Source organism: Agromyces mediolanus, from assembly GCF_023715325.1.
Taxonomy (GTDB): Bacteria; Actinomycetota; Actinomycetes; order Actinomycetales; family Microbacteriaceae; genus Agromyces; species Agromyces mediolanus_A.
In genome coordinates this window covers 254,991-274,867 of sequence record NZ_JAMBNX010000005.1, presented here as the reverse complement: position 1 = coordinate 274,867, position 19,877 = coordinate 254,991, and the positions used below count along the sequence as shown (strand labels likewise).

The window sequence follows — 19,877 nt, the reverse complement described above, 5'->3', positions numbered from 1 at the left end:
AACATCGATGACTGAACGCAGCACGGCACGCGACTACGACGCGATCGTGATCGGCGCGGGCTTCTCCGGCCTCGCCATCCTCCACCACCTGCGGGAGATCGGACTGCGCACCCTCGTGCTCGACGCCGAGGACGGCGTCGGCGGCACCTGGCACGTGAACCGCTACCCCGGCGTCCGCACCGACAGCGAGTACTCGTACTACTCCTACTCCTTCTCGAAGGAGGTGCGCGAGGAGTGGGACTGGACCGAGCGCTACCCCTCCGGCGCCGAGGTGCTCTCGTACCTCAACTTCGTCGCGGACCGCCTGGATCTCCGCCGCGACATCCGCCTGAACACCCGCGTCGAGGCGGCCCGCTACGACGAGGCGACGAACACGTGGACGGTCGAGACGGCCGACGGCGAGCGCCTCACCACGAAGTACCTGGTGAGCGGCATGGGCGTGCTCGCGGAGGCCGTCTACCCGGCGATCCCCGGCATCGACGACTTCCAGGGCGAGAAGTACCACACCGCCCGGTGGCCGCGCGAGGGCGTCGACCTCTCCGGCAAGCGCGTCGGGCTGATCGGCGTGGGCGCGTCCGGCATCCAGATCGTCCCCGCGGTGGCCGCGCAGGCCGAGGAGTTCTTCGTCTTCCAGCGCACGCCGAACTTCGTCGTCGAGACGAACAACGACGCGGTGGGCGACGACGACCTGGCCTGGCTCCGCGCCAACTACGACGCGGTCTACGAGAAGGCGGCGAACCACCCCTTCGGCGTCGCGATGGAACCGGCCGAGCACAGCGCCCTCGAGGTCTCGCCCGAGGAGCGCCGGCGGATCTTCGAGAGCAAGTGGAACGAGGGCGGCTTCCACTTCGCGAACGAGTGCTTCAACGACCTCGCGACCAACCACGAGGCGAGCGAGCTCGCGAGCGAGTTCATCCGCGGCAAGATCGCCGAGATCGTCACCGACCCGGCGACCGCGGAGCTGCTGTCGCCCCGCAGCTACTCGTTCAACGGCAAGCGGGTGCCCACCGGCCACGGCTACTACAGCGCGTTCAACCAGGAGCACGTGCACCTCGTGGACACCGCGTCGACCCCGATCACGGCGATCACGGCGAACGGCGTACGGGTCGGCGACACGGAGTACGAGCTCGACGTGCTCGTCTTCGCGACGGGCTTCGACGCGATGACCGGCACGCTCACGAAGATCGACATCGTCGGCCGGGGCGGTCGGACGCTCCGCGACAAGTGGGCCGAGGACGGCCTGAAGTCGAACCTCGGGATCAACGCGAACGGCTTCCCGAACTTCTTCATGTCGCTCGGTCCGCAGACGCCGTACTCGAACCTCGTCGTGCCGATCCAGCTCGGGGCGCAGTGGCTGCAGCGTGCGCTGGCCTGGGCCGAGGCGAACGATGTGGAGTACTTCGAGGCGACGCCGGAGTCCGAGGACTGGTGGCGCGAGGAGACCGAACGGGCCGGCCGCGGCACCGTCATGTACTCGGAGGGCAAGAAGGCGAAGGCCTGGTTCCTCGGCGAGAACGTCCCGGGCAAGCCGGAGGAGTTCCAGGTCTACATGGGCGGCGGTCAGGTCTACCAGCGCTACTGCCGGGAGCTGGAGGAGTCGGGTTACGCCGCGCTGCTGCACCGGGCGGCGGAGCCCACGTCGGCCGACGCGGCCTGATCCTCCGGGGCGGGGCGCTCGGCCGCATCGGCCGGCGCCCCGCCCCGGAAGGCATCGATCGAACAGTTCGTTCACCGAGGAGGGAAGCGGAAATGGGAAGAGTCAGCGGCAAGCGCGTCGTCATCACCGGCGGAGCATCCGGCATGGGGCGGGCGACGGCGGAGCTGTTCGCGCAGGAGGGCGCGCGCGTCGCCGTGCTCGACGCGCAGGCGGAGCCGGGCGAGGCGGTCGCGGCGGGCATCAGGGACGCCGGCGGCGATGCGCGGTTCTTCCGGGCGGATGTCTCGGCGGAGCGCTCGGTCGGCGACGCCGTCGACGCGGCGGCCGAGGCCTTCGGCGGCCTCGACGTGCTGGTGAACTGCGCGGGCATCATCGGCGTGGACAAACCGACCCACGAGGTCGCGGAGGCGGAGTGGGATGCGGTCTTCGCGGTCGACGTCAAGGGCGTCTTCTTCGCCACGAAGGCGAGCGTGCCGCACTTCCTCGCCGGGGGCGGCGGCGCGATCGTGAACTTCTCCTCGATCTACGGGCTGCTCGGCAACGACGAGTTCACCCCGTACCACGTCGCCAAGGGCGCGGTGAACATGCAGACGAAGCAGGACGCCGCCAGCTACGGCCGGCACGGGATCCGCGTGAACGCCGTCAACCCCTCGACGGTGCTCACGCCGCTCGTGGAGGGCATCGCCCGCGACTTCCCGGGCGGCCTGCCCGCGTACGAGGAGCAGATGACGGGTCACCAGTCGCTGCGTCGCCTCGGCCGGCCGATCGACGTCGCGTACGCGGTGCTGTTCCTGGCCTCCGACGAGGCCGACTGGATCACCGGCGTCGTACTGCCGGTCGACGGCGGGTACACGGCCCGATGAGCACGCCGACGACGCCGGCCGCGCGGTCGGGCACCGTGCTCGTGTACGGCAAGGCGGGCTGCGCGGACACGCGGCGCACCCTGGCACTGCTGACGGAGCTCGGCGTGCCGGCGGAGTTCCTCGACGTGGAGGCCGACGCTGCACTCGCCGCCGAGGCCGCCCGCCTCGGCGGCGGCCCCCGGGTGCCGGTGGTGCGCTTCGCGGACGGTGCGATCGAGGTCGAACCCCCCGACGAGCTCGTGCTCGCCCGCCTCGGTCGGGAGCACTGAGACCGCGACGCCCCGCCAGCACCCGCCGACGAGAAAAGCCCGGAACTCGATGAGTTCCGGGCTTTCTGGTAGCGAGGGCGGGACTCGAACCCGCGACACCACGATTATGAGCCGTGTGCTCTAACCACCTGAGCTACCCCGCCGCAAGGCCTCCGGCCGAAGCCGGGAACCAGAGCCCCGAGTCAGGATTGAACTGACGACCCCTTCCTTACCATGGAAGTGCTCTACCACTGAGCTATCGGGGCGCGTCGCCGCGTTCGGCAACCGTTCGAGGATAGCACCTCGGCGGCGCACCACCGAATCGAGGTCGGCTCCCCCGAACGGCCCCGTCGGACCCGTCGCGTACAGTGAGCGCTATGACGAGCGAGTGGTGGCGGACGGCCGTGATCTACCAGATCTACCCCCGCAGTTTCGCCGATGCGAACGGTGACGGCATGGGCGATCTCGCGGGCATCACCGCCCGGCTCGGGGCGCTCGACGAGCTCGGCGTCGACGCCATCTGGCTCTCGCCGTTCTACACCTCGCCCCAGCACGACGCCGGCTACGACGTCGCCGACTACCGCGACGTCGATCCGCTGTTCGGCACCCTCGCCGACTTCGACGCGATGCTCGCCGAGGCGCACGCGCGAGGCATCCGCGTCATCGTCGACCTCGTGCCGAACCACTCCTCGAACGAGCACGAGTGGTTCCAGGCCGCCCTGGCCGCCGCGCCCGGCAGCCCGGAGCGCGCCCGCTACCTGTTCCGCGACGGCCGTGGTGAGGCCGGCGAGCTGCCGCCCAACACCTGGGACTCCGTGTTCGGCGGCCCGGCCTGGACCCGGGTGACCGAGGCCGACGGCCGACCCGGCCAGTGGTATCTGCACCTCTTCGACTCCTCGCAGCCCGACTTCGACTGGACCAACGAAGAGGTGCGCGAGGAGTTCCGCGACATCCTGCGGTTCTGGCTCGACCGCGGCGTCGACGGCTTCCGCGTCGACGTCGCGCACGGCCTCGTGAAGGCCGAGGGCCTGCCCGATTGGACCCCGCCTGCCGACGGCGGCAGCATGGGCGGGGCCGGTGGCCTCGCCGACGACCAGCCCGGTGCCGAGCGCCCCGTCCCGACCGCCGAGCCGGGCGTCCCGCTCGAGCCGGAGATCTCCTCCGAGCCCGGCGACGCCGCGCCGTTCTGGGCGCAAGACGGCGTGCACGAGATCTACCGCGACTGGCGCGCCCTGCTCGACGGCTACCCGGGCGACCGCATCCTCGCCGCCGAGGCCTGGGTCGATCCGCTCGCGCGCGTCGCGCTCTGGGTGCGCCCCGACGAGATGCACCAGTCCTTCAATTTCGCCTACCTGGAGACCCCCTGGCAGGCCCCCGCCCTCCGCCGCGTCGTCGACGAGTCGCTGGCCGCCTTCGGCGCCGTCGGCGCCCCCTCCACCTGGGTGCTGTCGAACCACGACGTCGTGCGCCACCCCACCCGGCTCGCGCTCACCGTCGGCAATCTGCAGGGCCACGGCGTCGGCCCCCGCACCCCGGGCATCGGCGACCCCGCCACCGGCCTGCGCCGCGCCCGAGCGGCGACCGCGCTCATGCTGGCCCTCCCCGGCTCCGCCTACCTCTACCAAGGCGAAGAGCTCGGCCTCCCCGAGGCGATCGACCTCCCCGACGACGCCCGGCAGGACCCGACGTGGTTCCGCACGAACGGCGAGCGCTACGGTCGCGACGGCTGCCGGGTGCCGATCCCTTGGGAGGCCGCAGCACCCTCCTACGGTTTCGGCCCGACGGATGCCTCGTGGCTGCCCCAGCCCGCCGAATGGGCCGACTACGCCCGCGACCGCCAACGCGACGTCGCCGGCTCGACCTGGTCGATGTACCGGGCCGCGTTGCACCTGCGCCGCGAGCACGGTCTCGCGAGCGGCGCGCTGGAGTGGGTCGACACCCGCGACGCCGCCGACCTCGTCGCGTTCACGAACGGCGACGTGCTGGTCGTCGCGAACACCGGCGGCACCACGGTCGCGCTCTCCGAGGTCCTGCCCGCCGAGCACGCTACGGCCGCCGCCGCCCAGCCGCTGCTCGCCTCTGGCGACGTGGCGCGCGGCATCCTGCCCGCCGACACCACGGTCTGGCTCGCCCGCTGAGCCCACGGCGACGCCGGGGCCGGGGCCGGGGCCCGAGGCGCCGGCTCAGTTGGTGTTGGCGTACAGCCACTCGAGCGGGTCGACCCAGGTGCCGTTGATGCCGCCGATGCGGATCTCGAAGTGCAGGTGGGGCCCGGTCGACATGCCGGTGTTGCCGGTCTCGCCGATGGTCTGGCCGACGTGCACGGTGTCGCCGATCTCGACGGTGCGCGAGCCCTCGATCATGTGCGCGTAGACGCTCGTGACGGTCTGCCCGTCGATGACGTGGTCGATCATGATGACCGTGCCGAGTGAGCCGCCGTTGTCGGTCGACTGCGAGACGACGCCGTCGGCGATGGCCTGGATGTCGGCGCCGAGGCCGGGGTTGAAGTCCTGGCCGTGGTGATCGCTCGAGCAGCCGGCGCAGTCGCGGTAGCCGAAGCGGTCGCCGATGTGCACGCCGACGGCGAAGGGCCACTGGACGGTGCCGTTCGGGTTGTTCGTGAAGGTCGCCTCGGGGCGGATGCCGGCGGCGGCCGCGTACTCGGCGATCGACTGCGACTTGTACGACTCGAGGCCGAGCTGCGGGGTGGCCGCGATGGCGTCGCCGCTGGTGTCGAACGTCTGGCCGGCCTGGCGGCCGGAGTCGGTGCCCGTGAGCGCCATGGCCTGCACGTCGTCGGAGCTCAGCAGCGAGAGCGAGGGCACGGAGGTGGCGACGGCCAGCATGGCCGCGAAGCCCATCGCGACGAGGCTCGTGAGCTTGGCTCCGCTGCGACGCGCACGTGCGGGCGTCGGGCCCGCGAACGCGGCGTTCGCCGAACGCGGCGCGGGGATGGTCGCCGGAGGGGTCTCGGCGGCCGGTGCGGCGGCCTTGGCGAGGCGACCCGAGCGCGGCTGCGGCTCGGCGTCGCCGAGGCGGGCACGTCGGCTGAGCTGCACCTCGGGGCTCGGCGCCGGGATCGCGGGCACCGCGGCGGCGAGCTCAGTCTCGGCCGGTGCGGGCAGCGGCTCGGCGATCCGAGCGGCCGGGTGCACCTCGACCTGGGCCGGCGCAGCCTCGGCAGCGGCCGCGACGGCCTCCGCCGGCACCGGCTCGCCGGAGATGATCGCGTCGAACAGTTCGAGGCCGCTGGGCTCCTCGTCGACGACGGTCGCCACGGGGACCTGCACGGGGTTCGAAGCCGGCGCGGGGTTCGAAGCCGCTTCGGGCGTCGCAGCCTGTTCGGCGGCGCGCTCCCGTTCGCGAAGCTCTCGACGGGTCAGGGGTCGTTCAGACCGCAACGGGGTCTGAGTGCCTGGCGTGGAACCGTCGGGCACGAGGGGGGACTCGAGCACGTAGGGGCTTTCGGCGTTGGGGGCGGACGTAGGGGCCGTCATTCCGAGCGCTGCTCGGGTAACAGATTGGTAAAGGCTACCCCGGGCACGCCGATCGCGCCACCCACCGGGCGGGCGGTCCGGCCGGTATCCCCGCCGTTCCGGGCGACGCGCCGTCTCCAGGGAACCGGTGGCGCGCGAGCGGCGCCGAGCACGCCTAGGCTCACGGGTATGCACGCGCCATCCGTCGGTCACGCCCTCACCCCGCCGGCCCGTCGCCGGCCGAACGGGGACTGAGCCGTGTCCGGAGCGCTCTTCCACGCGGGGAACCGCACCGCACCGAGAACGGCCCGGCGCCGGATCATCTGGATGGTCGTGACGCTCGTGCCCCTCGGTGCGCTCGCGACGGTCTTCACCATCGCCGCGGTGTCGATCTGGAGCGACGGCGGCCCGGCGCCACGGCAGCTCGGTGAAGCGGTGACCCTGACGGTGGTCGCCGCGTTCTCCGCTCTGTTCTTCTGCATCACGGCGGTCGGCGGCGTGGTCCGCGTGCGCGAACAGCTCCGTGAAGAGCGTCGCCAGCGCGCTGCCGAGCACCCGCAGAGCGGACCGACCGGCGCGGAACCGGAACCCGCCGGCCGCACCTCCGCGAGGCGTCCGCCTAGGCGGGCACGCCGGCGCTGACGAGCGCGTCGCGCAGCTCCGGCGCGAGCGACGGGCCGGCCGCGACGAGGAGCTCGCTCGACTCGGCCCCGCCGCCGGGGCCGGTCACGAGCGCACCCGCCTCGCGCGCGATGAGCGCCCCCGCGGCGTGGTCCCAGGGGTTCAATCCGGTTTCGTAGAAGCCGTCGAGGCGGCCGGCCGCGAGCGCGCACAGGTCGAGGGCGGCCGAGCCGAGTCGGCGCAGGTCGCGGATGCCGGGAAGCAGGGCGGCCGCGACGGCGCCCTGCGCGCGGCGCGCCTCCGCCGAGTACCCGAACCCGGTGCCGATGAGCGCGTGCGACAGCGGCACCGGATCGTTCACGCGCAGCTCGGCCCCGGCGAGCCGCGCGCCGCCGCCGGCGCTCGCCTCGAAGAGCTCGCCCGAGACGGGGTTCACGACGACGCCGGCAAGCGCGGTCCACCCCGCGGGGTCGGATCCGCCCGAGACGACGGCGATGCTGATCGCCCAGTTCGGGATGCCGTAGAGGAAGTTCACCGTGCCGTCGATGGGGTCGACGATCCACTCGAGCCCGCTCGTGCCGATGCGCGCCGCGTCTTCTTCGCCGAACACGCCGTCGTCGGGCCGCACCTCGGCGATCAGCGAACGGATCAGCGCCTCGGTGTCGCGGTCGACGGCGGTCACGATGTCGAGCGGGGTGGATTTCGTCGCGGCGACGCTCACCCCCTCACGTCGGGCGGCGAGTGCCTGCTCGCCGGCGCGGACGGCGATGTCGCGGGCGAGGCCGAGAAGCTCGGCCGGAGTCGGGACGGCTGGTGAGGTCATGCCTCCCACGCTACGCGGCTGCGCGCCGCGCGGGCCGGCTCAGGGGCGGATCCGCGCCCAGAGCGGGTCCGCCTCGGCGACCGCGGAGACGAGGCGGAGCACCCCGCCGAGCTGCCCGAGCGCCGAGGCGAGCGCGATGAGCCCGACCGCGAGCGCGGCCGCCGTCATCGGCGAGGTGCCGACGACGAGGTCGCGGCCGACGAGCGCGAGCGCGCCGACGGCGAGCAGCAGCGCCAGGGTTCCTGAGACGAGCCGGACGAGCACTCGGGGCTCGAGATTCACGAGTCGCGCCCGCAACCAGCCCGCTGCCCGCCGCGGGCGTCCGCCCTCCGTGTACGGGAGCCGGAGCCACCACGACACGGCGGTGAACGCGAGCAGCCCCAGCCACCAGCGGGACCACCGTTCGACGTCGGCCCGCAGCACGGTGGCGGCTCGGTCGGCGTCGGCGATCCGCGCGTCCGCCGTGCCCGCCCGCTCGAGGAACGCGCGCGACTGCGAGCGGATCAACGCGAATGCCATGCGTTCAGGCTAGGCGCTCGCGCCGCGGCCGCCCGTCCGCCCCTGGGTCGACTCCCGCACGTGCAGCTCGAGCGGGAGCTCGATCGAGGTGCCGCGTTCGGTCTCGCCGCTCATCAGGCGGAACAGCAGCCGGGCGCACTCGGCGCCGGCCTCGCCGCCCTTCGTGTCGATCGCCGTGACGGAGGGGTGCATCGCCCGCAGGGTGCTGTTGTCGACGCAGGAGGCGAGCAGCAGGTCCTCGCCGATGACCCGGCCCGCCGCGGTGACGACGGGCGCGACCGCGGCGGCGAAGCCGTCGCTCGCCCCGATCAGGGCGTCGAGGTCCGGCTCGCGCTCGAGCAGCGCGGCCGCTTCGGCCTGCGCCTGCGCGGCATCCGTGCCGAACGTCGCGACCGCGACGGCCGGTTCGACGCCGTGGTCGAGGCACCAGGCGAGGTAGGCCTCCTGGATGCCGATCGACCAGTCGGAGACGGTCGCCGAGGCGAGGAGCGCCGGCCGGTGCGCCCCGTGCGCGGCGAGATGGTCGAGCAGCACCCGGGTGTAGCCGCCGTGGTCCGACCAGACCACGCCCGTCGGTTGCTGCCCGCTCGGGAAGCGCTCGGAGGACACGATCGGCAGGCCGCTCGCGAGGAGCCGTTCGACCATGGCGTCGCCCTCGGCCGGGTCGATCATGACGAGCCCGTCGACGTGCGGCGCGTAGTTCGGCCGCGCCTCCTCGCCCGAGACGATCACCGTGACGTCGTAGTCGAAGCCCGCGGCGACGTCGACGACGCCGTAGACGAAGGAGAGGTAGTGCTCGCTGCGGAAGAGCACCTGGGGGATGTACAGGCCGATCGCCCCGGTCATCGAGGTGCGCAGCGAGCGCGCGGAACGGTTGATGGCGTAGCCGAGCTCGGATGCCGCGCGCAGCACGGCCTCGCGGGTCGCGTCGGAGACGCGTCCGTGCCCGCGCAGGGCGTCGGACGCGGTGGTCTTCGATACTCCCGCGGCTCGCGCCACGTCCACGATCGTCGCCGGCGTCACGTGCCCTCCCCGAGTCCCCGCCATTGTGTCAGACCCTCTCCGCTCAGAACACCTGCCAGCTCGCGCGCTCGACGCGGCACGGCCCGCCCTCGTGGAACTGCAGGCGGCCGCCCTCGAGGTCGAGCGAGATCGTGAGCAGCGTCTGCCAGCGGTGCTCGAAGGCGAGCTCGGGGTCGGGGTGGCAGCACACGGGCGCCCCGTCGGCGTCGTGCACGAGCATGCCGATCGCCCGGTCGACCGGGTCGTCCGAACGGAACAGCTCCTCGCGGGCGAGCAGGTGCTCGAGCCGGGGGTAGCTGCTCGCGGTCGTCGGCGACAGCTCGCCGCCCGACAGGGTCTCGTCGAGGAAGTGGTTCGTGTGCACGAGCAGCCCGTCGTCGTTCGGGCGCACGACGGCCGTGCCACCGGAGCTCAGCTCGACGCAGACGGCGTCGGCGACCCCGTCGGTGTACGAGACGACCGTGAGCACCGTCGAGGCGCTGACCACGGCGGAGGACGCGATCGACACGGCCTCCTCCAGGGTGCGCGCGCGGTCGAGCACGGCCCGGGCGACGACGTGCACGGGCACCCCGATGCCGTCGCCGTCGCCCTCGTGGTTCAGGATGTTGAAGTGCACGCCGATGCCGGCGCTGTTCAGGCCGATCTTGCCGAGGATGCCGAACTCCGTGAAGTACCGCACCTCGTGGTCGGGGCGCACGCGGGCGCGCACGACGAGGGTGTGGTCGTTCGAGACGTCGTGCCAGTCCCAGGTCTGCACGGTGCGCGGCGCGGCATCCGCCGGCAGCGTGACGACCGTGGAGCACTCCCCTTCGCCGATCGCGCCGACCGTCGCGAGGATCTCGGTGCGCGCGTTCAGCACGCCGAGCTGCCAGTGCTCGAGGCCCGCGCCGTCCGCGAGGCCGCGGAGCTCGGCGGCGAGCTCCGGCGCCCACGCCTCGGTGCGCTCGATCGCCGCCCGGCCGAGGCCGGGGAGGTCGGCTGCGGCGACGCCGACGACCTCGAAGAGTTCGGCGTAGCCGCGGGCGTTCCAGGCGATCTCCTCGGCGCCGAAGCGTCCGAGGGCGAGCCCGCGCTGGTAGGGGTCGAGCTCGTCGGTCTCGAAGCGGCGGACGGTCATCTGGGGGTTCCTTCCTCGCGGCGGGCCGCGAACGGGGTGGTGCTGGTCGTGCTGGCGGTGCTGGTCGTGCTGGTGGTGCTGCTCGTCGCTCGGGTCATCGGCCCGCCTCGAGCACGGCGTCCCAGGCGAGTTCGGAGGCCACGGCGGCGAGCGCGATCGAGTTGACCGCCTGCTCGCCGAGGCGGGTGCTGCCGGCGGGCGGCAGCGCGATCTCGTCGGTGGTGAGCGCGAAGAGCGTGTCGCCGTCGTGGTTGGTGTGGAACGGCTGGATGGCGCGGTGCATCGAGCTGTGCACCTGGCGGCCGAACAGCCGCAGCTCCTTGTCGTCGAGCTTGACGTTGGTGACGACCGCCGTGATCGTCGTGTTGCCGGCGGCGGTGACGGGCTGCTCGCCCGCGAGCAGGGCCGCCTCGTAGTCGACGACGGGCAGGCGCCGTTCGCCCGTCTCCGGGTCGTAGTTGCCGCGGACGATCCGGCCGTCGCGGTCGACGATGACGCCGACCGGGTTCACGATCGTGACGACGAGGATGCGGAGGTCGCCGATCTGCCGGAAGGCGGCGCCCTGCCCGGTGAACTCGCAGCGGGAGAGGTCGATCTTGCCCGCGGAGGCGGCGATGCCCGCGCCGACCCGACCGACCGGGATCACGTCGGAGCGGGCCGCCTCGAGCGCGGCCCGACCGAGTGCCGCGTCGGGCACGATGCCGGTGTCGCGGGCGCCGAGGTCGTAGATGACCGCGCCGGAGGCGGAGCGCAGGTCCTGCCAGCCGACCCGGCCCTCCTCGCGCACGAGCAGCTCCTCGTCGACGCCCGTCGCGGCGGCGAGGCCGTAGGAGGAGCCGCCGGCGAAGCAGATGGCGTGGTTGAACTCCTCGTAGCGGCCGATGATGCCGATCGCGCCGCCGCGGGCGTCGACCGAGGTCCTGGCTCCCTTCGCGATCGTGATGACGGTCGCACCGGTCGGCCCGTTCGCGTACTCGGCGGTGCCGACGGCGACCCCGGGGAAGTCGAAGGCGACGAGGCCGCGGCCGACGCCGTGGCTCGGCACGAGCTCGACGTCGTCGTTGCCGACGCGGTCGCCCCAGTAGGGCGGCGGGGTGAGCCGGTGCGGCGCTGCGCGACCGGCGTCGCTCGCGGCGGGGTCGATGAACGGCACGTCGGATCCTTCCGTGGTGGTGGCGGGGGCGGGAGCTTCGGCGGTGGTCCGGCCGGTGGTCGCGGGCGCTGCGGCGCTCATCGGGCCGCCTCGAGCACGGCGTCCCAGGCGAGCTCCGAGGCGAGCGCGCCGATCGCGATCGAGTTGACCGGAGCGTCGTCGTCCTCGGCGGGGATGCTCGGGTTGAGGTCGACCTCGTCGGTCGCGAGCGCGAACAGGGTGTCGCCGTCGAGCGCGGTGTGGAACGGCTGGATGGCCCGGTTCATCGAGGAGTGCACCTGCCGGCCGAAGTGGATGAGCTCGCGGTCGCTCAGCCGCACGTTCGTGATCACCGCGGTGATCGTCGTGTTGCCGCGCTCGGCGCGCGGCTGCTGCGCGCGCTCGATCGCCGCGACGTAGTCGCCCTCGAGGCGGCGCCGCTCGCCGCGCTCGGCGTCGTAGTTGCCGCGCACGACCTCGCCGTCCCGGTCGACGATGACGCCGACCGGGTTCGGCACGGTGACGACGAGCACGCGCACCTCGCCCGCGCGGGCGAAGGCGGCGCCCTGGCCGGTCAGCTCGGTGCGGGCGTAGTCGATCTTGCCCGCGGAGGCGGTGGCCCCGGCGCCGACGCGGCCCACGGGGACGCGGCCGTGCCGGGCGGCGCGGATCGCCGCACGTCCCAGCGCGGCATCCGGGTGGATCGCCGTCTCGCGCGCCGAGTAGTCGTAGATGACCGCGGTCGAGACGAGCTGCAGGTCGTCGACGCCGCCCCGGTTGCCGCCGCGGGCGCGGAGCTCGTCGGCGACGCCCGAGCCGGCGGAGAGGCCGTACACCGAGCCGCCGGTGAGGCAGATCGCGTGGGCGAAGTACTCGAAGCCGTTGCTCATGCCGATCGCGCCGCCGCGCGCGTCGATCGCGAGCCGGGCGCCGGCCGGCACGTGCAGCACGGTGCAGCCGGTCGGGCCGTTCTCGTACGTGGCGACGCCGACCTCGACGCCGGGGAAGTCGTAGGTGACGACGTCGCCCGACCAGTCGGTGCTCGGCACGAGCTCGACGTCGCGGTTCGTGGGGCGCGCGCCCCAGCTGGGCAGTCCGGCGAGCCGCGGCGGGATCGTGGTGGCTGAGGGGTCGGTCACAGTGCCTCCAGGAGTTGGCGGGAGTATTCGTGTTCGGGGGTCTCGTAGAAGCGGGCGGTGTCGGCGAGCTCGACGATCTCGCCGAGCCGCATCACCGCGATCCGGTGGGCGAGGTAGCGCACGGCCGCGAGGTCGTGCGAGATGAAGAGGGCGCCGAAGCCGTGCCGCGCCTGCAGGTCGATGATGAGGTTCAGGATCTGCGCCTGCACCGAGACGTCGAGCGCGCTCACCGCCTCGTCGAAGACGATGAAGCGCGGGTTCGTCACGAGCGCCCGGGCGATCGCGATGCGCTGCCGCTGCCCGCCCGAGAGCTCGTGCGGATAGCGCGCCGCGAGGGCGGGGTCGAGTCGCACCTGGCGGAGCAGCTCGGTGACCCGCTCGGCGTGCGCGGTGAGGCGGGAGCCGTCGAGCGCGGCGAGCGGCTCCGCGACCGAGAGGCCGACGGGCATCCGCGGGTCGAGCGACCAGTGCGGGTTCTGCGGCACGGTCTGGATGAGGCCGCGGCGGGCCCGGCGCTGCTTCGGCCCGCCGATGGGCTCGCCGAGGAAGCGCACCGCGCCGCTCGTCGGCTCGCGCAAGCCGAGGGCGACGCTCGCCGTGGTGCTCTTGCCGGAGCCGGACTCGCCGACGAGGCCGAGCGTCTCGCCGGCCCGCACGTCGAGGCTGACCTCGCGCATGGCGACGAGCTCGCTGCGGCCGCGCCCCCAGCCGGTGCGGAACACCGTCGTGACGCGGTCGAGTTCGAGGATCGTCTCGCTCATCGGGCCACCACCTCCTCCTCGTCGCGGAAGCTCGCCGCGAGTGCGGCGACGTCGACCGAGCTCGTCTCGATCCGCTCGCCCGGCTGCACGCCGGCCGGATCCGCCGCGGCGAGCGCGACGGTGTACGGATGCGTCGGCGAACCGAGCACCTGCTCGGCGGGGCCGTCCTCGACGACGCGGCCGGCGTACATCACGGCGACCCGCTCGCACCAGCGGCCGACGCTGCGCAGGTCGTGGCTGAGCCACAGCACCGTGGTGCCGGCGTCGCGGGCGAGGCCGAAGACGAGCTTCGTCACCTCGCTGCGCACGTTGGAGTCGAGCGCCGCGGTCGGCTCGTCGGCGATCAGGATGCGCGGCGAGCGCGCCATCGTCATCGCGATCACGATGCGCTGGGCCATCCCGCCGGAGATCTCGTGCGGGAAGAGCCGCAGCACCCGCTCGGGCTCGCGCATCCGCACCCGCTCGAGGTGCCCGAGGAGCGCGGCGCGGTCGTTCGGCAAGCCGCGCAGCGCGAGCTCGAGCTGGCGGCCGATCCGCATGGTCGGGTCGAGCGCCGAGATCGGGTCCTGCGGGATGAAGCCGAGCTGCTCGCGGCGGAGGCCGCGCAGCTCCTTCACGCCGAGCTGCAGCACGTCGTGCCCGTCGACGAGTACCCGGCCCTCCGGGTAGCGGGCGTTGCCGGGCAGCAGCCGCCCGACCAGCGAGCCGAGGGTCGACTTGCCGGAGCCGGACTCGCCGACGAGGCCGACGGTCTCGCCCGCGCGGACCGCGAGGCTCGCCCCGTCGAGGGCGCGCACGATCGTGCCGCCGGTCGAGTACTCGACCGTGACGTCCTGGATGTCGAGGATGGCGCTCATTCGAGGGACCTCGCCTCTCTCGGTTCGAATCGGTCGCGCAGGCTGTCGCCGATGAGGTTGATGGCGAGGATGGCGAGCACGAGGATGACTCCCGGCAGCAGGATCAGCCACGGTGCCTTCACCATGTAGAGCGTGCCCTCCTGCACGAGGAGGCCGAGGCTCGAGCCCGGCAGCTGCACGCCGTAGCCGAGGAAGCTCAGGCCGCCCTCGACGAGGATCGCGACCGACAGCGCGTAGGTGCCCTGCACGGCGATCGTGCCCGAGATGTTCCGCAGCACGTGCCGGGTCATGATGACGGGCGTCGACACCCCGCTGATGACGGCCGAGGTGATGAAGTCGCGCTGCGCGACGAGCCTCGTCGCCTGCCCGACCATCCGCGTCATCAGCGGCACCGTGACGAGCACGATGCTGCAGAGCGCCGCGACGTAGCCGGGCCCGACGACGGCGGCGACGAGGATCGCGAGCACGATGGCGGGGAAGGCGTAGAGGATGTCGCCGACCCGCATGATCAGCCCGCCCGTGCGGCCGCCGCGGTACCCGGCGATGATGCCGCAGAGCGTCGCGATGACGGCGGTCAGCAGCACCGCCACCGCGGAGAGCAGCAGCGTCGTCATGACGCCCTCGAGCAGCCGGGGCAGCAGCGAGCGGCCGAGGCTGTCGGTGCCCGCCGGGTAGGCCAGGGATGGCGGCGCGAGGCGCGGCCCGACGATCGCGGTCGGGCTGCCGCCGAGGCCGAAGAGCCGGCCGAGCAGCGCCGCCGTGAACAGCACGGCGAGCGTCCACATCGCGGTCTTCGCGAGCCCGTCGAAGGAGGCGAGGTAGTCCCAGGCGCGGCGGAGCACGCTGCGCCGCCGGCCCTCGACCCGGATGACGGCGGTCATGCGCCCCGTCCCTTCTTCGCGACGCTCACCCGCGGGTCGACGAGGCCGGTGAGCACGTCGATCAACAGGCTCGCGATCACGAACACGGCGGTCGCGAGGAGCACGCCCGCCTGGATCACGGTGTAGTCGCGTCGGTCGAGCGCGAGCACCAGGTAGGAGCCGATGCCCGGCACGTTGAACACCCGCTCGACGATGACGGCCCCGCCGAGGAGGTAGGCCGTGATCGTCGCGGTGAGGGTGAGCACGGGGATCAGCGCGTTCCGCAGCACGTGGTGGCGGATGATGAAGCCCTTCGGCTCGCCGCGCGCCACCGAGGCGGCGATGTGCGGCTCGACGAGCACCCCGATCACGGCGTCGCGGGTCGTGCGCGCGGTGGCTGCGACGCAGAACACCGAGAGCACGAGCGCCGGCAGCAGCAGGGAGACGACGCCGCGGCCGAAGTCCGCCGTCGGCGAGGTGAACGCCCCGACCGAGAGCCCGAGGTCGAAGCGGGAGAAGAGGAACACGACGAGGCAGCCGAGCACGAACTCCGGAAAGCTGATGCCGATCGTCGAGACGATCCTGGCCGCGACGCTGCCGCGGCCCGTCGAGGCGTGCGTGCCCGCGTAGACGCCGAGCGGGATGCCGATCGCGATCGTGACGAGCATCGCCATCCCGGCGAGCAGCGCGGTGACCGGCAGCCGGGAGGCGAGCTCGTCGAGCACCGGCTGCTGGCTCGCGAGCGAGAGCCCGAAGTCGCCGCGCGCCGCGTTGCCGAGCCAGAGCAGGTACTGCTCGGGCAGCGAGCGGTCGAAGCCGAAGCTCTGCCGCAGCTGCTCGCGCTGCTCCTCGTTCGAGAGCGGGCCGAGCACGATCTGGGCGAAGTCGCCGGGGAGGCTCCTGACCGCGGCGAAGATCAGGATGGATGCCCCGAGCAGCACGACGACCGCGCTGAGGAGCCTCCCCGGGAGCCAGTGGAGCAGGCGCATGGTGCCGTTAGCCCTCGCTCTTCAGACGGAAGTCCGTGACGTAGCGGAAGATGTCGCCGTAGCCCTCGTTGGAGTTGATCGTCGGGCTGATCAGGTCGTCGCGGTAGGCGATGACGCCGGGGCGGGTCATGAGCGGCACCTGCTCGGCGCCCTCGTCGACGGCGGCGCAGAGCTTCGTGAGCGTCGCGTCGCGTCCCTCGCCGGCGGGCTCCTCGCTGGCGTCGACCACGAGCTGGTTGAGCTCGGGCGTGCCCTGCATGAAGCGCGCGGTGAAGCCGGCCTGCTCGGTGTTCCACCAGCGCGAGACCATCGCGGCGTCGCCGTAGCCGGCGTACCAGCTGACGCCGATGTCGGCCCCGGCGGTCTCCTCCGAGCCGTAGAAGGTGGCGCCGTAGCTGGCGTCGTCGACGATCTCGATGTCGACGGTGACGCCGAAGGGCTCGAGCTGCTGCTGGATGACCTGGGCGATCTTGCCGGGGGCGCTCTCGGAGTTCCAGGTCTGCAGGGAGAGGGTGATGTTCTCGGCGCCGGCGTCGGCGAGGAGCTTCGTGATCTCCTCGTCGCTCAGCTGCTGGCTCGGCAGCTCCTCGGGGTCGCAGGCGCCGGGCAGCGACACGGGCGAGACGCCGGTGGCGAGGCCGTGGCCGGCGAGCGTGAGGTCGGACAGCTGCGCGCGGTCGATCGCGGCGTTCACCGCGAAGCGCACCCGCTCGTCCGCGAGCGGCGAGTCCGGGTTCGTCGAGTTCAGGATGACGTAGTAGAAGTCGGTGTTCTGCTGGTTCACGACCTTGGCCTCGGGGGTCCCGGCGAGGAGGTCGAGAGCGTCGGCGTTGTTGAAGAACACGTACTGGGCGCTGCCGTCGCGGATGGCGGCGAGGCGGTTGGCCTCGTCGGGCACGATCTCGAGCTCGACGGCGTCGATGCCGAGCTCGTCGAGGCCGTGGTAGTGCGGGTTCTGCTCGAAGGTCCAGGATTCGTCCTGCACGTGCGCGGTGGGCACGAACGGGCCGGTGCCGACCATCTCGGTCTTCAGGTCGACGGTGCCGTCGCGCACCTCCTGCACGGGGAGGATCGCCGCGGGCGTGTTCGCGAGGGCGCCGAGGAGGGCGGTGTAGGGGGCCGAGAGCTTCACCGTGACCTCGAGGTCGCCGGTGACCTCGACGGACTCGATGGGGCCGAGCTGCAGCGACCAAGCCGAACCGGTCTCGAGCAGGAGCTCGATGCTGCCCTTCACGTCCTCGGCGGTCATCGGCCGGCCGTTCGAGAAGACGGCGTCGTCGCGGAGGTGGAAGACGTACTCGGTGGGGCTCACCTCGTCCCAGGATTCGGCGAGGCCGGGGGTGAACTCGAAGTTCTCGTCGATGTTCACGAGCGTCTCGTAGGCGAGGCCCATGATCGTCCAGGAGCGGGCGGTGTCGGCCGTGCGGGGGTCGAGGCCGTTGGGCTCGACGGTGTCGTAATCGAGGTAGGCGCGGAAGGTGCCGCTCGAGGCGATCGAGTCGTCGGCGACCGCGAGGAAGCCGGGGGCGACCTCGGCCGCGGCGTCGTCGCCGCCGGCGGCGGGCTCGCCGGTACAGCCGGTGAGGAGCAGGGTGGCGGCGGCGAGGCCGCCGATGAGGGGGAACGCGTGTCGCATCGTTGTCGACTCCCTTGGGTTCGTGGGCGGGGGCCCGTGATCGGAGGGGTGGAGCAAGGGGTTCCTGGTGTGGCCACGGATGCCGGATCGTTCCGGCGTGTTGGAAAGCTAGCCGCGATCGGACGGCCCGTCAAGACTTCGCGGGAAGGTTTCCCGCAATCGAGACATCCCCGTGATCTCAGCCTCCGGATCGTTCCGGCAACATTGACGGCGTGCGCACCGCCCGCTAGTCTCGCTGCCAATGCCGGATCGATCCGGCATCGGATCGCCCCGACGACGCGATCGCGCTGAAGGAGGCGCCATGGCATCCGCTCACCTGGAGCGCATCGTGCGCTACCCCGTGAAGGGCCTGCCCGGCGTGCCCGAGACCGGCGGTGCCGAGCTGCGCCCCGGCCGCGGCCTCCGCTGGGACCGTGGGCACGCCGTCGAGAACGGCACCGTCGCGCCGGCCGATCGGGCCGCGTGGCAGCCGCGGGAGACCTACTTCCACCTCGCGAAGCACGAGTCGATCGCCCGCATCCGCACCGCGCTCGACGGCGCCGAGGGCGACGAGCCGGTCCTGACGCTCACCGCCGCGGGTGGCAGTGCCCGGGTGGGCCTCGCCGGGCCGTCGCTCGACGCCACCGCGGCGAACGCCCTGCTCCGGGAGACGCTGCCGGGCGGCCCGCTCGGGCCGCCGACACTCGTCCGCACCGCGGCGGCCGGGCTCTGGGACTGGCCCGCCGCCCACCTCTCGATCATCAACCTGGCCACGCTCGAGGCGCTCGCCGAGGCGGCCGGCGAACCCGTCGACCCGCGGCGCTTCCGCGGCAACCTGTACCTCGGCGGCCTCCCCGCCTGGGGCGAGCTCGCGCTCCTCGGCCGCCGGGTGCGGCTCGGCGGGGCGGTGCTCGAGGTGTTCCAGCCGACCGACCGCTGCCGGGCCACCACCATCAACCCGCTCGACGCGGTCTCCGACCTGAACGTGCCCGCCCTCCTCGCGAGCCGCTTCGGCCACATGTTCTGCGGCGTCTACGCCCGGGTCGTCGAACCCGGCCGGATCTCGCCCGGCGACCGGATCGAGCCCCTCGACGAGCGCCGGCCGCTCCCCGAGGCGGAGCACAGCTGGCCGCGCACCGGGCGCGTCGTCGAGCGTCGCCGGGAGTCCGCGGCGGTCACGAGCTTCTGGTTCGACGACCCGCTCGGTCTCCTCCCGCGCGCCCGGCCCGGCCAGCACGTGCGCATCCACGCGCCCGGCGCCGCGGCGCCGAACTGGCGCTGCTACACGATCTCCGCGACCGACAGCGGCGCGAGCGAGGCGGGCCGGTCCGGCCGGTTCCGGATCAGCGTCAAGCGCGACGGCCGCATCTCGACGGCGCTGCACGACCAGCTCGAGGCCGGCGGCGAGCTCGTCGTCACCGGCCCATTCGGCGACGTCGTGCTCGAGGAGGACGCCTCCCGCGACCTCCTGCTGGTCAGCGCCGGCGCCGGCATCACCCCGACGGCCGCGATGCTGCGGGCCCGGCTGGCCGCGCCCGGCACCGGCCGCGTGCGCGTCGTGCACAGCGACCGCGACGCCGCCTCCGTCGCCCTCTGGGACGAGGTGCGGGACGCCGTCGCCGCCCTGCCCGACGCCGAGGCATCCCTGCACCTCACCCGCGACCCGGAGGGGGCCGAACGCCTCCGCGCCGCGAGCGCGCGACCGGACGCGTCGACCTTCGGCGCGATCCTCGCGCAGCTCGACCTCGACCGCCTCGACGTCTACGCCTGCGGCCCCGGCACCTTCACCGCCGACGTCCGCGCGCAGCTCGCCGCCCTCGGCGTCGACCCCGAGCGGGTGCACGCCGAGGTCTTCTTCTCGCCGAGCTCCGCCGAGCTCGCCGAGCCGCGCGAGCCCTCGACGAGCGGCCCGCACCGCATCGCCGTCGGCGAGGACGAGCTCGACTGGCGTCCCGAATCCGGCTCGGTGCTCGACGCCGTCGAGGGCATCGGCATCGACTGGACGAGCGGCTGCCGCGTCGGCGTCTGCGGCACCTGCGTGCGGAAGCTCACGAGCGGCACGGTCGAGTACCTGAGCGAACCGCTCACCCCGCCGCCCGCGGGCAGTGTGCTCGTGTGCTGCTCCGCCCCGACGAGCGATCTGGTGTTCGACCCCGGGGACTGAGCCGTCCGCCGCT

At 73.0% G+C, this 19,877-nt stretch carries 18 protein-coding genes and 2 tRNA genes; 6 read left to right on the top strand and 14 right to left on the bottom strand.

The window, feature by feature from the left end; all coding sequences use genetic code 11:
• The first annotated feature begins 7 nt into the window (after positions 1-7).
• The 3 genes from M3147_RS11245 to M3147_RS11235 all read left to right on the top strand — a co-directional run bounded on the left by M3147_RS11245 (position 8) and on the right by M3147_RS11235 (position 2,789).
• The gene (locus tag M3147_RS11245) at positions 8-1,657 is read left to right on the top strand and encodes a flavin-containing monooxygenase (RefSeq protein WP_251203560.1); all 1,650 of its coding nucleotides are present in this window, start codon (positions 8-10) and stop codon (positions 1,655-1,657) included.
• 92 nt (positions 1,658-1,749) lie between these two features.
• Positions 1,750-2,520, top strand: a complete 771-nt coding sequence (locus M3147_RS11240) for an SDR family NAD(P)-dependent oxidoreductase (RefSeq protein WP_251203559.1) — start codon at positions 1,750-1,752, stop codon at positions 2,518-2,520.
• Positions 2,517-2,789: a glutaredoxin family protein gene (locus M3147_RS11235; RefSeq protein ID WP_251203558.1), complete on the top strand. Its 273-nt coding sequence runs from the start codon at positions 2,517-2,519 to the stop codon at positions 2,787-2,789. The genes M3147_RS11240 and M3147_RS11235 overlap by 4 nt, the downstream gene beginning before the upstream one ends.
• A gap of 66 nt (positions 2,790-2,855) precedes the next feature.
• Here M3147_RS11235 and M3147_RS11230 read toward each other — a convergent pair.
• Positions 2,856-2,932 (bottom strand) — tRNA-Met (locus M3147_RS11230).
• A gap of 30 nt (positions 2,933-2,962) precedes the next feature.
• Positions 2,963-3,034, bottom strand: a tRNA-Thr gene (locus tag M3147_RS11225).
• 111 nt (positions 3,035-3,145) lie between these two features.
• Here M3147_RS11225 and M3147_RS11220 point away from each other — a divergent pair.
• Complete coding sequence (locus tag M3147_RS11220) at positions 3,146-4,906, top strand: glycoside hydrolase family 13 protein (RefSeq protein ID WP_251203557.1); 1,761 nt, start codon at positions 3,146-3,148, stop codon at positions 4,904-4,906.
• 45 nt (positions 4,907-4,951) lie between these two features.
• Here the strand turns inward: M3147_RS11220 and M3147_RS19545 are convergent, their stop codons facing one another.
• A complete protein-coding gene (locus M3147_RS19545; protein WP_308201065.1) occupies positions 4,952-6,046 on the bottom strand; it encodes a M23 family metallopeptidase in 1,095 nt (364 codons plus the stop codon).
• Positions 6,047-6,502: 456 nt separating this feature from the next.
• On the opposite strand from M3147_RS19545, the gene M3147_RS11210 reads away from it, so the two are divergent.
• Complete coding sequence (locus tag M3147_RS11210) at positions 6,503-6,886, top strand: hypothetical protein (protein WP_251203556.1); 384 nt, start codon at positions 6,503-6,505, stop codon at positions 6,884-6,886.
• Here the strand turns inward: M3147_RS11210 and M3147_RS11205 are convergent.
• The 11 genes from M3147_RS11205 to M3147_RS11155 form a co-directional block, all read right to left on the bottom strand.
• Positions 6,864-7,688: an inositol monophosphatase family protein gene (locus M3147_RS11205; RefSeq protein ID WP_251203555.1), complete on the bottom strand. Its 825-nt coding sequence runs from the start codon at positions 7,686-7,688 to the stop codon at positions 6,864-6,866. The genes M3147_RS11210 and M3147_RS11205 overlap by 23 nt on opposite strands.
• Before the next feature lie 39 nt (positions 7,689-7,727).
• Entirely contained in the window at positions 7,728-8,207 is a 480-nt protein-coding gene (locus M3147_RS11200) for a hypothetical protein (RefSeq protein WP_251203554.1), read from the bottom strand.
• Between the two features lie 9 nt (positions 8,208-8,216).
• A complete protein-coding gene (locus tag M3147_RS11195; RefSeq protein ID WP_251203553.1) occupies positions 8,217-9,230 on the bottom strand; it encodes a LacI family DNA-binding transcriptional regulator in 1,014 nt (337 codons plus the stop codon).
• 43 nt (positions 9,231-9,273) lie between these two features.
• Positions 9,274-10,347: a C45 family autoproteolytic acyltransferase/hydolase gene (locus M3147_RS11190; protein WP_251203552.1), complete on the bottom strand. Its 1,074-nt coding sequence runs from the start codon at positions 10,345-10,347 to the stop codon at positions 9,274-9,276.
• Positions 10,348-10,441: 94 nt separating this feature from the next.
• A complete protein-coding gene (locus M3147_RS11185) occupies positions 10,442-11,581 on the bottom strand; it encodes a P1 family peptidase (RefSeq protein WP_251203551.1) in 1,140 nt (379 codons plus the stop codon).
• Entirely contained in the window at positions 11,578-12,618 is a 1,041-nt protein-coding gene (locus tag M3147_RS11180; RefSeq protein ID WP_251203550.1) for a P1 family peptidase, read from the bottom strand. Before M3147_RS11180 ends, M3147_RS11185 begins: the two co-directional genes overlap by 4 nt.
• Positions 12,615-13,379, bottom strand: coding sequence for an ATP-binding cassette domain-containing protein (locus tag M3147_RS11175; protein WP_251203549.1), 765 nt, complete (start codon positions 13,377-13,379; stop codon positions 12,615-12,617). Before M3147_RS11175 ends, M3147_RS11180 begins: the two co-directional genes overlap by 4 nt.
• Positions 13,376-14,236, bottom strand: a complete 861-nt coding sequence (locus M3147_RS11170; protein ID WP_251203548.1) for an ABC transporter ATP-binding protein — start codon at positions 14,234-14,236, stop codon at positions 13,376-13,378. Before M3147_RS11170 ends, M3147_RS11175 begins: the two co-directional genes overlap by 4 nt.
• Positions 14,233-15,117 (bottom strand): ABC transporter permease, encoded by an 885-nt coding sequence (locus tag M3147_RS11165; protein ID WP_251203547.1) that lies wholly within the window; start codon positions 15,115-15,117, stop codon positions 14,233-14,235. Before M3147_RS11165 ends, M3147_RS11170 begins: the two co-directional genes overlap by 4 nt.
• Entirely contained in the window at positions 15,114-16,085 is a 972-nt protein-coding gene (locus tag M3147_RS11160) for an ABC transporter permease (RefSeq protein WP_251203546.1), read from the bottom strand. Before M3147_RS11160 ends, M3147_RS11165 begins: the two co-directional genes overlap by 4 nt.
• Positions 16,086-16,092: 7 nt before the next feature.
• Complete coding sequence (locus M3147_RS11155) at positions 16,093-17,721, bottom strand: ABC transporter substrate-binding protein (protein WP_251203545.1); 1,629 nt, start codon at positions 17,719-17,721, stop codon at positions 16,093-16,095.
• Positions 17,722-18,022: 301 nt separating this feature from the next.
• On the opposite strand from M3147_RS11155, the gene M3147_RS11150 reads away from it, so the two are divergent.
• Entirely contained in the window at positions 18,023-19,864 is a 1,842-nt protein-coding gene (locus M3147_RS11150; RefSeq protein ID WP_251203544.1) for an MOSC domain-containing protein, read from the top strand.
• The last annotated feature ends 13 nt before the right edge of the window (positions 19,865-19,877 follow it).

Bases quoted from the DNA above. Each gene is read 5' to 3' on its own strand.
- M3147_RS11165 (WP_251203547.1), bottom strand. From the start codon at position 15,117: ATGACCGCCGTCATCCGGGTCGAGGGCCGGCGGCGCAGCGTGCTCCGC.
- M3147_RS11190 (WP_251203552.1), bottom strand. From the start codon at position 10,347: ATGACCGTCCGCCGCTTCGAGACCGACGAGCTCGACCCCTACCAGCGC.
- M3147_RS11160 (WP_251203546.1), bottom strand. From the start codon at position 16,085: ATGCGCCTGCTCCACTGGCTCCCGGGGAGGCTCCTCAGCGCGGTCGTC.
- M3147_RS11220 (WP_251203557.1), top strand. From the start codon at position 3,146: ATGACGAGCGAGTGGTGGCGGACGGCCGTGATCTACCAGATCTACCCC.
- M3147_RS11245 (WP_251203560.1), top strand. From the start codon at position 8: ATGACTGAACGCAGCACGGCACGCGACTACGACGCGATCGTGATCGGC.
- M3147_RS11185 (WP_251203551.1), bottom strand. From the start codon at position 11,581: ATGAGCGCCGCAGCGCCCGCGACCACCGGCCGGACCACCGCCGAAGCT.
- M3147_RS11205 (WP_251203555.1), bottom strand. From the start codon at position 7,688: ATGACCTCACCAGCCGTCCCGACTCCGGCCGAGCTTCTCGGCCTCGCC.
- M3147_RS11155 (WP_251203545.1), bottom strand. From the start codon at position 17,721: ATGCGACACGCGTTCCCCCTCATCGGCGGCCTCGCCGCCGCCACCCTG.
- M3147_RS11240 (WP_251203559.1), top strand. From the start codon at position 1,750: ATGGGAAGAGTCAGCGGCAAGCGCGTCGTCATCACCGGCGGAGCATCC.
- M3147_RS11235 (WP_251203558.1), top strand. From the start codon at position 2,517: ATGAGCACGCCGACGACGCCGGCCGCGCGGTCGGGCACCGTGCTCGTG.
- M3147_RS11175 (WP_251203549.1), bottom strand. From the start codon at position 13,379: ATGAGCGAGACGATCCTCGAACTCGACCGCGTCACGACGGTGTTCCGC.
- M3147_RS11200 (WP_251203554.1), bottom strand. From the start codon at position 8,207: ATGGCATTCGCGTTGATCCGCTCGCAGTCGCGCGCGTTCCTCGAGCGG.
- M3147_RS11150 (WP_251203544.1), top strand. From the start codon at position 18,023: ATGGCATCCGCTCACCTGGAGCGCATCGTGCGCTACCCCGTGAAGGGC.
- M3147_RS11170 (WP_251203548.1), bottom strand. From the start codon at position 14,236: ATGAGCGCCATCCTCGACATCCAGGACGTCACGGTCGAGTACTCGACC.